Origin of the sequence: Actinospineispora acaciae DSM 45401 (genome assembly GCF_000620785.1) — a bacterium.
In the GTDB taxonomy this organism is placed as follows: domain Bacteria; phylum Actinomycetota; class Actinomycetes; order Mycobacteriales; family Pseudonocardiaceae; genus Pseudonocardia; species Pseudonocardia acaciae.
Window position 1 is genome coordinate 219,957 of record NZ_JIAI01000002.1, and the last position, 13,371, is coordinate 233,327.

Genomic DNA, 13,371 nt, shown 5'->3' on the forward strand with positions numbered 1-13,371 from the left:
GAGAACCTCTAACTTAGTTAGAGGCACTAGTGAAACGGAGAGGGTCTAACATGTCAACCGGCCAGCGGGAGCTAAGGAGCGAACGTGACGGGGACGACGAGCAGGCGAGCGCGCCTGCGGGAGGCCACGTTGTCGGACATTCGGGAGACCGCGCGCCGGCTGCTGGTCTCACAGGGCGCGGGCGCGGTGACCATCAACGGGGTGGCCAGGGAGATCGGGATGAGCGGCCCGGCGCTCTACCGCTACTACGCCAGCCGCCAGGAGCTGGTCGACGCGGTCACCTCGGACTTCTTCCGGGAGCTGGCGTCCGCGATCGAGGCCGCCCGGCGGGCGCACGACGGCTCACCGACCGGGCGCCGGGTGCTTGCCATGTGCCGGGCGCTGCGGCGCTGGGCGATCGACCATCCCGCCGAGTTCGGCTGGGTCTTCGCCAGCCCGCTCGCGGCCGGCGACCGGGGCTCGACGCGATACCGGGCCGGGCACGAGTTTGGCGAGCTGTTCGCCGAGCAGGTGGCGGCGCTGTGGGAGGAACGCCCGTTCCCGGTGCCGCGACCGGACGAGCTGCCCGCCTCGCTGTGGAACCAGCTGCGCGACTACGAGACCGAGCTGGACGGGCGGCTACCGACCGCCGCCCTCTACGTCTTCCTGACCTGCTGGATCCGGCTCTACGGGCTGCTGTGCATGGAGGTGCTGCACCAGCTGGACTTCGCCTTCACCGACCCGGAGCCGGTCTACGAACAATGCCTACGGGAGCTGTGTGCGATGTTCGGGATCGACTACGAGCCGCCGGCCTAGCGCGACCACCGCAGCACGTCCTCCAGCGGGTTGGACAGCTCGCGCCTGGGCTGTTGCGGGGGCGGGAAGCCGAGGGAGTGCCGGGCCGGAGGTGCCTGGCCCCAGCCGTGGCCGTACGGCTCGCCCTGGCGGGGTACCGGCACGTCAGGTGTCCAGCTCGACGGCCATGACTGCCAGGACCGGGGGTCCGGAGCCGGCGGCGGGGGATGCTCGCGGGGCCGGGAGTCCCACACGGCGCCCGGTGCGGCGCGCGCGGGGGTCGGCGTGTCCCGCGCCGGCGCCGGGCCGCTCGGCCACCCACCCGAGAGCCCGTCGGCGTACGGGCGCCGGGGCGGCGGCATCGCCGGGACCCGCTGGGCCGGCCAGGAGCCAGGCCCGCCGGGCGGCGGGTACGACCCGGCGGGCGGCCCCGTCGGTACGGGCGGTGCGGGCTGTGCGGGCGGGCCCCGCCGGATCCGGGGCGGCGGGATCGGGCCGCGGCGGTTCTGGTACCGGTTCTGGTACTGGTATTGGTACTGCGCCTGGTACTGGCCCTGGTACGGGGCCTGCGGCCACGGCGTGCGGTAGCCGTCCAGCCGGTCCGCCTGGATGGCGAGCTGGTACATCTCGCACGGCCATCGGGCTCCGTGGCAGTCGCGGCACTGGCCCGCGGGGTTCGCCACGTGATCACGTTGGATCCGCCGTCGCAGGTCAGGCATGCGAGCGAGCAGCTCGACCATCAGCATCGTGGGTGTCGACCTTTCGCGCTAACCAACGAGGCTCCGCCACGCATTGTGCTCGCGCGTTCTCCGGCGTCCGTTGGTGGGTTCTCGCTATAGCGGCCAATGATCCTGCTCAGACGGCGGATATACGACATTTCCAGGCTGGAGAACGAAAGGTTTCACCCTGTCGTGATCGGCTTCTCACTACACATGGTGACTGATATAGCGCGGATCGGGTGACGGGGTTGACCTCAGCCGGCGGTGCCGGCCAGTCGCGCGAGCTCGTCCAGCTCGGCGAGCGTCTCCGACTCCGGGCGGGTGCGCAGCAGGAAGGTCACCCGCTCCACGCCGGCCTCGGCGTAGCCGGCCACCGTCTCGGGGTCGGGCCCGATGCCGAACACGGTGACCGGCACGTCGGTGCGGCCCCGCTCGGCCAGCCACTCCCGCACCTGCACGATCCGCTCCGGCGGGGTGTGCGGGCGGGGCAGCCAGGCGTCGCCGTAGCGGGCCAGCCGGTCCAGCGCTGGCCCGGTCTCGCCGCCCACGTAGATCGGCGGGTGTGGGCGGCGCACCGGCTTGGGCCAGGAGAAGATCGGGTCGAAGTCGACGTGCTCGCCGTGGAACTCGGCCTGCTCGCGGGTCCAGATGAGCTTCAGCGCGGCCAGCCGCTCGTTCGTCAGCGCGCCCCGGGTGCGTGGGTCGGCGCCGTGGTTGCGCATCTCCTCCAGGTTCCAGCCGGTGCCGACGCCGAGCGCCGCGCGCCCGCCGGAGACCTGGTCCAGGCTGGCCACCTGCTTCGCCAGGTGGATCACGTCCCGCTGCGGGATCAGCGCGATGCCGGTGGCCAGCAGCAGCTCGGAGGTGGTGGCCGCGGCCGCGGTGAGCGCGACGAACGGGTCGAGCGTGCGGTAGTACCTGCGCGGCAGCTCGCCGCCGGCGGGGAACGGCGACTCCCGGCTGACCGGGATGTGGCTGTGCTCGGCCAGGAACAGCGAGTCGAACCCGCGTTCCTCCAGCGCGGCGCCGAGCCGGCCGGGGTGGATGCTCTCGTCGGTCACGAACGTCGCGATGCCATATTTCACGCTCCGACATAACCGGGCCGTCCCGGCGGCCATTCCCGGCGCCTCGATCGGGCGACCCCGGGACCCGGCAATTCGGTTGGCGCGGCGTCGGCCAACCGCTACCAACCAGTGCCATGACCAACACGCTGCGGCTGCGCTCGCTCACCGACGAGGAACTCTCGGGCATCTGGCCCCTGCTCGCGAACGCCTTCCTGATGGACTACACGCCGGAGGGCGCCACGCGGCGGCGGGACCTGGTCGAGCCGGAGCGCTACCTCGGCGTCTTCGACGAGCACCGGCAGATCGGCGGCGGGGCGATCCTGACCAAGAACATGACGCTGCCCGGGGTCGGGCCGACCCCGGTCGCGGCGGTCAGCTACGTCGGCGTCCGGCCGGACGAGCGTGGCCGGGGCGCGCTCACCGCCCTGATGCGCGCCCAGCTGGACGGGCTGCACGACGGCGGGCGCGAGCCGGTGGCGGCGCTGTGGGCGTCGATGGCGCCGCTGTACGGGCGGTTCGGGTACGGGCTCGCCTCCCGCAAGGCAGCCGCGACGGTGACCACGCCGGCGCCGTTCGTCCCGTCCGCGCCCCAGGGCGGTGTGGTCAAGTGGTTCGGCGCGGACGAGGTCGCCGAGACCCTGCGCGCGGTGCACGCCGCCGTCGCCGCCAGCCGGGTCGGCTGGGTGTCGCGGCCGAAGGTGGCCTGGCGGACCTGGCTGGCCGACGACGAGCGGGACCGGGGCGGCTGCTCCGCCTACCGGTACGCGGTGCACCGCCCGTCCGACGGCGGCGAGCCGGACGGCTACGCGGTGTTCCGGGCCAAGGAGGCCTGGCCGGAGTCCGGGCCGGACTATGAGCTGGAGATCCGCGAGCTGGTCGCGGCCACCGGCGCGGCGCACGCCGGGCTGTGGCGCTCGCTGCTGGACGTCGACCTGGTGGGTCGGGTGCGGCACAGCAACGTCGCGCTGGACGACCCGCTGCCGCTGCTGCTGCGCAACCCCCGGGTGCTCGGCGAGGTCAGCGACGCGCTGTGGGTGCGCCTGGTCGACCTGGACCGTGCGCTGGCCGCCCGCCGCTACGCCGCGCCCTGCGATGTCGTCCTGGAGGTGGCCGACCGCTTCTGCCCGTGGAACGCCGGCCGCTGGCGCCTCAAGACCGAGGCCGACGGCGGCGCGCACACCGAGCGCACCTCCGCCCCCGCCGACCTGGAGTGCGACACCGCCGACCTGGCCGCCGCCTACCTCGGTGGCACCCGCCTGACCGCCCTGGCCGCCGCCGGCCGGGTCCGCGAACTGCGCCCCGGCGCGGTCGTGGCCGCCTCCCGCGCCCTGGCCACCGACACCGAACCCCACTGCCCGGAAATCTTCTAACCCACCGCCCGCGCCCCACCCGCCCCCACCCGCCCGCGAGTCGGGCGTTTCAGCAGGGTGAGTCGCGGGTTTCGGCACACCGCCAGCGTGCTCAGCCCCCGTCCCGGGGCCATTCGCGCCGTCGCTGCTCGGCCACCCGGCGCATCGCGTCGGCCTCGGGCTCACCGCACCGACCATGGCCGCTGTCCGCGCCCGACCGTCGTGATCACACAGCTCGTTCGGCGCCGCGCCGCCGGTCCCGCCGAACGGGCTGTTTGATCTCCGTGTTGGTGCTACGGTGACGGTGCTGAACGCCCGTTGGCGTGCGGGGTATTCCGGGGTGCCGGTGCGTCCGGGGCGAAGGTTGCTCCGAAGAGTACGGAGGAAAGATGGCTGCCGGAACTGTCGCGAAACGCTGGGCCTCGGCCGTGGCCGCACCGCTGCTCGTGCTAGCGGTCGGCACCGGGCTGGCGGTGACCGGCGCGCTAGCGAACGCGCCGAGTACCAGCACGCTGGCTCAGGGGAGCTGCTACCAGCCCCAGCCGAACCCCTCGACCTACACCCCGCCGGACTACGGCAACTGCGGTGGCGGTCCGTTCATCAAGCCGCAGGGCTGGCCGCAGCCGAAACCGAAGGAAGGCGCCAAGTAGCGCCCGCTCGCCGAACGCGCTCTAGCCAGACGCCACCCGGTGTGGTGAAATGCGCGCAAAGAGGGGCCTATTTAGTCACTCATACAGGCTAGAGCTTCGGTTACTGAAGGCGTGTAGGACACCTACTGTAGTGGTTCTACAATCCGTTCGGTCCGTGTAAGCCGGTCACTTGCTGGAGGATCGACGACGGATGTCGGCACGGGCATCGATAACGGTGGCTGGCTGGACGGTGGTCAGCCGGGTCACCGGTCTGCTGCGTGTGCTGGTAGTGGGAGCGGTACTGGGTCCCACCTACTTCGCGAACGTGTTCCAGGCCGGATACCTACTACCGAACAACGTGTTCACGATCATGGCCGGCCCGGTGCTGGCCATGGTCGTGGTGCCCGCGCTGGTGCGGGCCATGGCGGCCGGGGGCGCCGACCGGGCCGTCGAGGTGTTCAGCCGGATAGCCGGCCGGCTGCTCGCGCTGGCCACGGCGTGCGCGCTGGCGCTGGCGCTGGCTTCTCCGCTGCTGGCCTGGACGCTGGTGGCCACGGTCCCGGAGTACGAGCGCGGCCGCGCCTGGGCGCTGTGCATCGTGCTGGTGCTGTTCGTGGCGCCGCAGGTGCTGCTCTACGCGATCGTCGCGCTGGGGGTGGCCGCGCAGCAGAGCCGGGGCCGGTTCGCGCTGGCGGCGGGCGCGCCCACGGTGGAGAGCCTGGGCACCATCGCCACGGTGCTGATCACGGCGTGGATCTTCGGCGGCGCCCACGAGGTGGACAAGGCGCCGATGGCGATGATGATCTGCCTGGGCATCGGCAACACCGCGTCGGTGCTGGTGCACACGGTGCTGCAGTTGTACGGCGCGGCGCGGGTCGGGCTGCTGGTCATGCCCAGCCGGGGATGGCGGCGCGACCAGGAGGTCCGTGACGCCCTCGGCCGGATCACCAAGTCGATCCCGATCGCGGCCTGCCCGGCGATGACGATCTACGGGTTGAACGTCTGCGCCGCCACGGTGCCCGGCGGCGTGATGATCGTCCAACTGTCCTACCAGGCGTTCTTCGCGCTGTCCTACGTCGGCGCCCGTGCCGTCGCGATGGCCGCGCTGCCCCGGTTGTCCGAGGCGGCGGTGGTGGGGGACGCGGCGCGGTTCGGCGCGGCGTGGCGCCAGGGCCTGCACTACGCGATGGTGGCCAGCCTGCTGCCGCTGTGCCTGCTCGCGGTGTTCGCGACCCCGACGGCCGACCTGCTCGCCAACGGGGAGCTGCGACAACCCGGGCTGATCGCCGAGCTGGCCGCCTGCCTGGTGGTGGTGGCGTTCGCCCAGCTCGCCGGCGGGATCCACGACTACGGCCGGCAGGCGCTGTTCTCCCGGCTGGACGACCGCGGGCCCCGTCTCGCCAGCATCGCCAGCCTGTCCACCGCCGTGGTCGTGGCCGCCCTGAGCACGGTGCTGCTGCCCGCGGAGGGCGGCAGGCTGCAGGGGCTGGTCGCGGCGATCCTGATCGGGGAGATAGCCGGCGCGGTGACGGTGCTGGTCAGGCTGCGCCGGGCGATCCTCCCGGAGGCGCTCACCGACCGGGCCTACACGATCGGCGCCACCGTCGCGACGTTCGCCACGTTCCCGGTGATCGGGGCGTCCTACTGGCTGTTCAGCCTGGGCGGGCTGGAGCGGCACGAGGAGCTGATCCTGCTGCTGGGCTGCGGGGTGGTCTCGGTGGCGGCGTATGCGCTCGGCCTGCGGGTGACGAGCCGGGTGGGGCCTCGGGTGGCGACACCGACCCCGGCCGGCGTGCCCGGGTGTGCCGAGACGCGCGACACGGTGTGCTGAGACGCCCGACTCGCGCTGACAAAAACCCCGACTCGCGGGGGGGTTAGCGCGCGCGGGGGGCAGCGATCACGGGGACGGGGGCGTTGCGGACGATCTTGGAGGCGCGCGAGCCGAGGAAGACGCGGGCCAGGGGGCCGTCCGAGCTGGAGCCGACCAGGAGGATGTCGCCGTCGGCCCAGCCGATGTCGGCCACGGCCTCGTACCAGTCGCGGCCGTGGCCTATCGCGGTCTCTCGGGTTCGCGGTGGTGACGGGAGGGCGGCGATACGGTCCAGGACGGCGTGTTGGGCGCGTTCGATGTCCTCCGTCCACTCGGCGACCACCGCCGCCTCGGCCCGGCCGCCCACGCCGGCGGTGAGCATCGTCCCGGGGCGGACCGCGAACGAGGCCACCCGCAGGCCCGCGCCGGCGCGGGCGGCCGTCCGCGCCGCCGAGGCCACCAGCTCCTCGGAGCCCTCGCCGGGGCCGTAGGCCGCCGTGACCCTGGTGAGCACCCCGTCCGGCCGGCAGCGGAACCCGCGCGGGGCCAGCGCGACCGGGATCGGCGAGCTGTGCAGCACCCGCTCGGCCACGCCGCCCAGCGACACCCGCCCGAGCGGGCCGGCCGGCGACGAGCCGAGCACGAGCATGCTCGCGCCGTGCCGCTCGGCGACCTCCAGCAGCCCGGCCGGGGTGGAGCGCGCCTTGGACACCACGGTGGTCGCGGGCAGGCGCGCGGTGCCCAGCGCGGCGTCCAGCGCCTCCCGTGCGCCGCGCTCCACGTCAGCCTGGTACTCCGCGTCCACGCGCGCGAAACCGGGCGGCCACGGGGCCGGGACCACCGAGCAGATCACCAGGTCGTCGCCGGTGGAGCGGGCGAGCAGGGCGGCCAGCTGCAGCACGGACTTGGCCCGCCCTTCGCGGGGCAGCCCGACGACGAGGGTCACGGCAGCTCCTCCGTCCGGGCCAGCCGGGAATGCCTGATGCCCCAGGTGAAGTACCAGACCAGCGCCACCGCCGTCCAGCCGAGGAAGGCCACGATGGTGATCAGCCGCAGGTTGTAGATGATCCACAGGCAGCCGGCCACGGAGAGCACCGGCGTCACCGGGTAGCCGGGCACCCGGAAGCCCCTCGGCAGGTCCGGCGCGGTGCGGCGCAGCACGATCACGCCGATCGAGACCACGATGAACGCCACCAGGGTGCCGATGCTGGTCATCTCGGACAGGAACGTGATCGGCAGGAAGCCGGCCAGCGCGGCGACCGCGGCGGCCACGATCAGCGTGTTGCGCACCGGGGTGACCGTGCGCGGGTTGACCCGGTGGAACACCCCGGGCACCAGACCGTCGCGGCTCATCGCGAACAGGATCCGGGTCTGCCCGTAGAGCACCACCAGCGTGACGCTGAAGATCGAGACGATGGCGCCGGCGGCCAGCAGCGAGCCCGGCCAGGTGGCGCCGGTGACGTCCTGCAGGATCGCGGCAAGGCCGGCGTCCTGGCCGGCGAACTTCTCCGCCGGCTGGGCGGCCAGCGCCACCACCGCGACGGCGATGTACACGGTGGTCACCCCGACCAGCGCGATCAGGATGGCCAGCGGCATGGTGCGCCGGGGGTTGCGGACCTCCTCGCCGGCGGTGGACGCCGCGTCCAGGCCGACGTAGCTGAAGAAGATGACCCCGGCCGCGCCCATCACGCCGCTGAACCCGGCCGGCGCGAAGTTGGCGAAGTTGTCGGCGCGCCAGCCCCCGATGCCGATCACCACGAACAGCACCAGCACCGCGAGCTTGGTCAGCACCATGATCGCGTTCACCCTGGCGGACTCGCTGGTGCCCCTGATCAGCAGCATCGCGCACAGCCCGACCAGCACCACCGCCGGCAGGTTGATCAGGCCGCCGCCCTCGGGGGCGTTGGCCAGCGCCTCCGGGATGCCCGCCCCGAACAGGTTGCCCAGCAGCTGGTTGAGGTACTGCGACCAGCCGACCGCGACCGCCGCGCAGGACACCCCGTACTCCAGCAGCAGGCAGGCCGCGACCACCATGGCGATCAGCTCGCCCATGGTGGCGTAGGCGTAGGAGTACGAGGAGCCGGACACCGGGACCGCGCCGGCCAGCTCGGCGTAGCACAGCGCGGTGAGCCCGGCGACCACGCCGGCGATCACGAACGACCAGATCACCGCGGGTCCGGCCAGTGGCACCGCCTCGGACAGGATGAAGAAGATGCCGGTCCCGACGGTGGCGCCGATGCCGATCATGGACAGCTGGAACAGCCCGATCGTCCTGGCCAGCTCGCCGGACCCGGAGTCGACGCCGGTCTCGGCGGCCATCGCGGTCACCGGCTTGCGGCGCATCAGCCTGGACATCAACGTTGGTGTCCCGTGGGCCACGGTGCCTCCTCGGCTGGGGTCCGACGCTCAGCGGGCGGTTGTCAGCTCGTCGAGCGCGGTGCCCAATGCTCTCACCGCGAGGTCCAGCTCGTCGCGCTCGACGACCAGCGGCGGGGCCAGCCGCAGCGTCGCGCCGTGGGTGTCCTTGGCCAGCACGCCGTGCGCGAGCAGCCGTTCGCACACGTCGCGGCCGGTGCCCAGCGCCGGGTCGATGTCCACCCCGGCCCACAGCCCGAGCCGGCGCACCGTTGTCACCCCTCTTCCCACCAGCCCGGCGAGCCCGTCCCCGAGGTGCTCGCCGAGCTGGTGGGCCCGCTCCTGGTACTCCCCGGTGGCCAGCAGCCCGACCACCGCCCGCCCGACCGCGCAGGCCAGCGGGTTGCCGCCGAACGTGGAGCCGTGCTGGCCCGGGCCGAGCACGCCGAGCACGTCCGCGTCCGCGACCACCGCCGACACCGGCACCACACCGCCGCCGAGCGCCTTGCCCAGCAGCACCACGTCCGGGACCACGCCGAAGTGCTCGCAGGCCAGCGTCCGCCCGGTGCGGGCCAGGCCGGACTGGATCTCGTCGGCGACGAACAGCGCGTCGTGGCGGGTGCAGAGGTCGCGGACGGCCTGGAGGTAACCGGGCGGTGGGACGATCACGCCGGCCTCGCCCTGGACGGGCTCCAGCAGCACCGCCACCGTGGTGTCGTCGATCGCTTCCGCGAGTGCGGTGGCGTCCCCGTAGGGCACCGTGCGGAAGCCGGGGGTGTACGGGCCGAAGCCGTCGCGCGCCTCGGGGTCGTCCGAGAAGCTGATCACGGTGGTGGTGCGGCCGTGGAAGTTCCCGCCGGCCACCACGATCGTGGCCTGGCCGTCCGGCACGCCCTTGACCTGGTAGCCCCACTTGCGGGCGACCTTGATCGCGGACTCCACCGCCTCCGCGCCGGTGTTCATCGGCAGCACCATGTCCTTGCCGACCAGCGCGGCCAGCTCGGCGCAGAACGGCCCGAACTGGTCGTGCGCGAACGCCCTGCTGACCAGCGTGACCCTGTCCAGCTGGGTACGGGCGGCGGCCATGATCCGCTCGTTGCGGTGGCCGAAGTTCACCGCGGAGTAGGCGGCCAGGCAGTCCAGGTAGCGGCGGCCGGCCACGTCGGTCACCCAGGCGCCGTCGCCGTCGGCGATCACCACCGGCAGCGGGGCGTAGTTGTGCGCGGCGTGCTCGTCGGCCAGCCGCAGGTGGTCGACGGTGTCATGGGTTTCGGCGAGCAGGCTCATGAGCGGATCTCCAGGGTGCAGCACTTGGCGCCGCCGCCGGCCTTGAGCAGCTCGGACAGGTCCACGCCGACGGTGTGGAAGCCGCGCTCGCGCAGCCGCGCGGCCAGCCCGGTGGCGCGCTCGGCCAGCACCACGTTGCGCCCGTCGGACACCGCGTTGAGCCCGAGCACGGCGGCGTCCGCCGCGTCGGCCAGCACCGCGTCCGGGAACAGCCGGCGCAGCACCTCGCGGCTGCCCGCGCTGAACGCCCCGGGGTAGTAGGCGACAGTCCGCTCGTCCAGCACCGCCAGCGCGGTGTCCAGGTGGTAGTAGCGCGGGTCCACCAGCCGCAGCGACACCACCGGCAGCCCGAACAGCTCCTGCGCCTCGTCGTGCGCGTTCGCCGAGGTGCGGAAGCCGGTGCCGGCGAGCACCAACCGCTCGCGCTCATCCCCGGAGTCGACCACGAGGAAGTCGCCCTCGCCCTCGTTGACATGCTCCGCCTCGGTGACCGAGCGCAGCCCGTGGCCACGCAGCCAGTCCAGGTAGGCCGGCGCCTCGGCGGCCCGCTGCGGGTGGGCGAACCTGGCGCCCAACGCGCGGCCGCCGATGACCAGCCCGCCGTTGGCCGCGAACACCATGTCCGGCAGCTCCGGGCGCGGCTCGATGACGTGCACGGTGTGCCCGAGCTCCAGGTAGACCTCGCGCAGCCGGTCCCACTGCCGGCGGGCCAGCGCGACATCGGTCGGCCGGGTGGTGTCCATCCAGGGGTTGATCGCGTACGAGACGTCGAAGTGGTCGGGTGGGCACATCAGGAACTGGCGCGGGCGAGCGACTCGATCGGCCGGCTCGCGGCGCGCCGGGGACTCCAGCAGCACTGTCACGCGATCACGGTATGTTCGGGCCGTTCGTGCAATCAATATCTAAACTTTGCAGGTATACGGTAGGTTTGTTGCGTGGTTCTGCGTCGAACGTTATTTATGTGCGTGCTATGGACGTGATCGACAGGCGGATCGTGGACTGCCTGCTCCGGGACGGGCGGGCCACCTACGGCGACATCGGCGCCCAGGTGGGGCTGTCCGCGCCGGCGGCCAAGCGGCGGGTGGACCGGCTGCGGGCCAGCGGCGCGATCCGAGGCTTCACCGTGGTGCTCGACCCGTCCGCGCTGGGCTGGACCACCGAGGCGTACGTGGAGGTCTACTGCCGGGGCAACGTGTCGCCGCGCCAGCTGCGGGAGAGCCTGGAACGGGTGCCCGAGGTGCTCGGCGCCTGCACGGTCTCCGGGGCGGCCGACGCGCTGCTGCACATGGCGGCCAGGGACATCGAGCACCTGGAGCAGGCCATGGAACGGGTCCGCGACCACCCCGACATCGACCACACCGAGAGCGTCATCGTGCTGTCCCGGCTGATCGACCGTCCCCGTTCGTGACGGCCGCGCGGGTTAGGCTCGCCGGGTGAGTGTCCCTGTGGCGGCCGCGCGCCTGGTGGCGGACGAGGCGGCGCGGCGGGCCGGGGTGCGCATCGCCCCGGTGGACGACGTGGCCGGGATCGTCGAGGTGGAGCGGCTGCTGACCCGGGTGTGGAACGCGCCGGAGCAGAACCCGCCGATGCGCGCCGACCTGCTGCGCAGCCTGTGGCACGCGGGCGGGGCCACGTTGGCCGCGTACGCCGGGGGCTCGCTGGTCGGGGCCGCCGTCGGGGTGTTCGAGCCGCCGGCCACCCGGGCGGCGTACTCGCTGGTCGCCGGCGCCTCGCCGTCCGACCGGGGCATCGGGTTCGCGCTCAAGCACGCCCAGCGGGCCTGGGCGCTGGAGCGCGGCGCTGGCGTCATGTCCTGGACGTTCGACCCGCTGATCGGCCGCAACGCGCGGTTCAACCTGGTCAAGCTCGGCGCGGTGGCCGTGGAGTACCTGGTCGACTTCTACGGGGCGATGGACGACGGCCTCAACGAGGGCGACGAGACCGACCGGCTCACCGCCCGGTGGGACCTGACGGCGGACCCGCCGGGTGCGGATCCGGGCGGGCCGCCGGCCTCGGCTTACCTCGGCGAGCGGGCGCCGGACGGTGAGGCGTTGACGGCTCGGCTGGACGGCGTGCTGTGGTGTCGGGTGCCGGCGGACGCGGCGGCGTTGCGGGCCGCCGATGCCTCGGCGGGGCTGGCCTGGCGGCGGGCGGTGCGGGCGGCGCTCGCACCGGCGTTCGACGATGGTTACCGGGCGGTGGGCATGTCCCGGGACGGGTGGTACCGGTTGGAAAAGGGGGACGGGTGAGGATCGAGCGCATCGAGCTGTGGCACATCGGCATTCCGTTGCGCAGCCCGTTCCGGACCTCGCACGGCACCCAGCACGACAAGGACACCTTCCTCGTACAAGTGGTCACCGATGCCGCCGAGGGCTGGTCGGAGTTCGCCGGCGAGCCGGAGCCGCTGTACTCCTCGGAGTTCGTGGCCGGCGCCGAGGCGGTTCTTGCCGATCACCTGGTGCCTCGGGTGCTGGCGTTGCCGTCGGTCACGGCGGCCGCCTCGGCGCGGGCGATGGCGCCGGTCAGCGGGCACCCGATGGCCAAGGCCGCGCTGGAGACCGCCGTGCTCGACGCCGAGCTCCGCACCCACGGCATGTCGCTCGGGTCGTACCTGGGCGCGGTGCGTGACCGGGTGCCGGCCGGGGTGTCGGTCGGGATCGCGGACTCCGTCCCCGAGCTGCTCGACCGGGTCGAGGGCTACCTCGCCGAGGGGTACGTCCGGATCAAGCTCAAGATCGAACCCGGCTGGGACCTGGAGCCGGTGCGCGCGGTCCGCGAGCGCTTCGGCGGTGACCTCGCGCTGCAGGTGGACGCGAACACCGCATACACCCTGGCCGACGCCGAACGCCTGCGCCGGCTCGACGAGTTCGACCTGCTCCTGATCGAGCAGCCGCTGCCCGAGGACGACCTGCGCGGACACGCCGAGCTGGCCCGCCGGCTGCGCACCCCGATCTGCCTGGACGAGTCGATCACCAGCGCCAGGGACGCGGCCACCGCGATCGCGCTGGACGCCTGCCGGGTGATCAACATCAAGCCGGCGCGGGTGGGGGGTTACCTGGAGGCGCGTCGGATTCACGATGTGGCGGTGGCGCACGGGGTGCCGGTGTGGTGCGGCGGCATGCTGGAAACCGGGATCGGGCGGGCGCCGAACCTCGCGCTCGCGGCGCTGCCGGGGTTCGTGCTGCCTGGGGATACGTCGGCGTCCGATCGGTATTTCGTGGAGGACCTGACCGAGCCGTTCGTGCTGGAAGACGGTCACGTTCGGGTGCCGGCCGGGGCGGGGATCGGTGCCGTGCCGGTGGGTGACGTGCTGCGGCGCGTCAGTCGCGGGCGGAGGAGTTTGTTCACTCGGTGATCGTGGTGCGTGCGGCTCGGTGATCCGGC

General features: G+C 73.0%; 13 protein-coding genes. 7 read left to right on the top strand and 6 right to left on the bottom strand.

Features of this window, described 5'->3' with window-relative positions:
• The first annotated feature begins 84 nt into the window (after positions 1-84).
• On the top strand, positions 85-795 hold the full coding sequence (locus tag N912_RS0110620; RefSeq protein WP_028922409.1) for a TetR/AcrR family transcriptional regulator: 711 nt from the start codon (positions 85-87) through the stop codon (positions 793-795).
• Here N912_RS0110620 and N912_RS0110625 read toward each other — a convergent pair.
• Positions 792-1,457, bottom strand: a complete 666-nt coding sequence (locus tag N912_RS0110625) for a hypothetical protein (RefSeq protein WP_156993389.1) — start codon at positions 1,455-1,457, stop codon at positions 792-794. The genes N912_RS0110620 and N912_RS0110625 overlap by 4 nt on opposite strands.
• A 290-nt stretch (positions 1,458-1,747) precedes the next feature.
• On the bottom strand, positions 1,748-2,578 hold the full coding sequence (locus tag N912_RS0110630; protein WP_028922411.1) for an LLM class F420-dependent oxidoreductase: 831 nt from the start codon (positions 2,576-2,578) through the stop codon (positions 1,748-1,750).
• A gap of 113 nt (positions 2,579-2,691) precedes the next feature.
• On the opposite strand from N912_RS0110630, the gene N912_RS0110635 reads away from it, so the two are divergent.
• From N912_RS0110635 to murJ, 3 genes are all read left to right on the top strand, one after another.
• Complete coding sequence (locus N912_RS0110635; RefSeq protein WP_028922412.1) at positions 2,692-3,927, top strand: GNAT family N-acetyltransferase; 1,236 nt, start codon at positions 2,692-2,694, stop codon at positions 3,925-3,927.
• A 368-nt stretch (positions 3,928-4,295) separates the two neighbouring features.
• A complete protein-coding gene (locus N912_RS0110640) occupies positions 4,296-4,556 on the top strand; it encodes a hypothetical protein (RefSeq protein WP_156993392.1) in 261 nt (86 codons plus the stop codon).
• Positions 4,557-4,746: 190 nt separating this feature from the next.
• Entirely contained in the window at positions 4,747-6,366 is a 1,620-nt protein-coding gene (gene murJ / locus N912_RS0110645) for a murein biosynthesis integral membrane protein MurJ (RefSeq protein ID WP_084210795.1), read from the top strand.
• Positions 6,367-6,409: 43 nt separating this feature from the next.
• Here the strand turns inward: murJ and N912_RS0110650 are convergent, their stop codons facing one another.
• From N912_RS0110650 to ddaH, 4 genes are read right to left on the bottom strand one after another with little or no spacing between them, the layout of a single operon-like run.
• Entirely contained in the window at positions 6,410-7,291 is an 882-nt protein-coding gene (locus tag N912_RS0110650; protein WP_028922415.1) for a universal stress protein, read from the bottom strand.
• Positions 7,288-8,700 carry an amino acid permease gene (locus N912_RS0110655; protein WP_037064141.1) on the bottom strand — a complete coding sequence of 471 codons (1,413 nt, stop codon included), beginning with the start codon at positions 8,698-8,700 and terminating at the stop codon, positions 7,288-7,290. The genes N912_RS0110650 and N912_RS0110655 overlap by 4 nt, the downstream gene beginning before the upstream one ends.
• 51 nt (positions 8,701-8,751) lie before the next feature.
• Positions 8,752-9,987 (bottom strand): ornithine--oxo-acid transaminase, encoded by a 1,236-nt coding sequence (gene rocD, locus N912_RS50975; RefSeq protein WP_051580017.1) that lies wholly within the window; start codon positions 9,985-9,987, stop codon positions 8,752-8,754.
• Positions 9,984-10,850: a dimethylargininase gene (ddaH, locus tag N912_RS0110665; RefSeq protein ID WP_342670845.1), complete on the bottom strand. Its 867-nt coding sequence runs from the start codon at positions 10,848-10,850 to the stop codon at positions 9,984-9,986. The genes rocD and ddaH overlap by 4 nt, the downstream gene beginning before the upstream one ends.
• 107 nt (positions 10,851-10,957) lie before the next feature.
• Between ddaH and N912_RS0110670 the strand changes: the two genes are divergently transcribed.
• From N912_RS0110670 to menC, 3 genes are read left to right on the top strand one after another with little or no spacing between them, the layout of a single operon-like run.
• The gene (locus N912_RS0110670) at positions 10,958-11,395 is read left to right on the top strand and encodes an Lrp/AsnC family transcriptional regulator (RefSeq protein WP_211261205.1); all 438 of its coding nucleotides are present in this window, start codon (positions 10,958-10,960) and stop codon (positions 11,393-11,395) included.
• Between the two features lie 25 nt (positions 11,396-11,420).
• Positions 11,421-12,236 carry a hypothetical protein gene (locus N912_RS0110675; RefSeq protein WP_028922419.1) on the top strand — a complete coding sequence of 272 codons (816 nt, stop codon included), beginning with the start codon at positions 11,421-11,423 and terminating at the stop codon, positions 12,234-12,236.
• Positions 12,233-13,342, top strand: coding sequence for an o-succinylbenzoate synthase (gene menC, locus N912_RS0110680; protein WP_028922420.1), 1,110 nt, complete (start codon positions 12,233-12,235; stop codon positions 13,340-13,342). Before N912_RS0110675 ends, menC begins: the two co-directional genes overlap by 4 nt.
• Positions 13,343-13,371: the final 29 nt, after the last annotated feature.

Coding starts and splice junctions, on each gene's coding strand:
- N912_RS0110635 (WP_028922412.1), top strand. CDS start 2,692: ATGACCAACACGCTGCGGCTGCGCTCGCTCACCGACGAGGAACTCTCG.
- N912_RS0110640 (WP_156993392.1), top strand. CDS start 4,296: ATGGCTGCCGGAACTGTCGCGAAACGCTGGGCCTCGGCCGTGGCCGCA.
- murJ (WP_084210795.1), top strand. CDS start 4,747: ATGTCGGCACGGGCATCGATAACGGTGGCTGGCTGGACGGTGGTCAGC.
- N912_RS0110655 (WP_037064141.1), bottom strand. CDS start 8,700: ATGTCCAGGCTGATGCGCCGCAAGCCGGTGACCGCGATGGCCGCCGAG.
- rocD (WP_051580017.1), bottom strand. CDS start 9,987: ATGAGCCTGCTCGCCGAAACCCATGACACCGTCGACCACCTGCGGCTG.
- N912_RS0110670 (WP_211261205.1), top strand. CDS start 10,958: ATGGACGTGATCGACAGGCGGATCGTGGACTGCCTGCTCCGGGACGGG.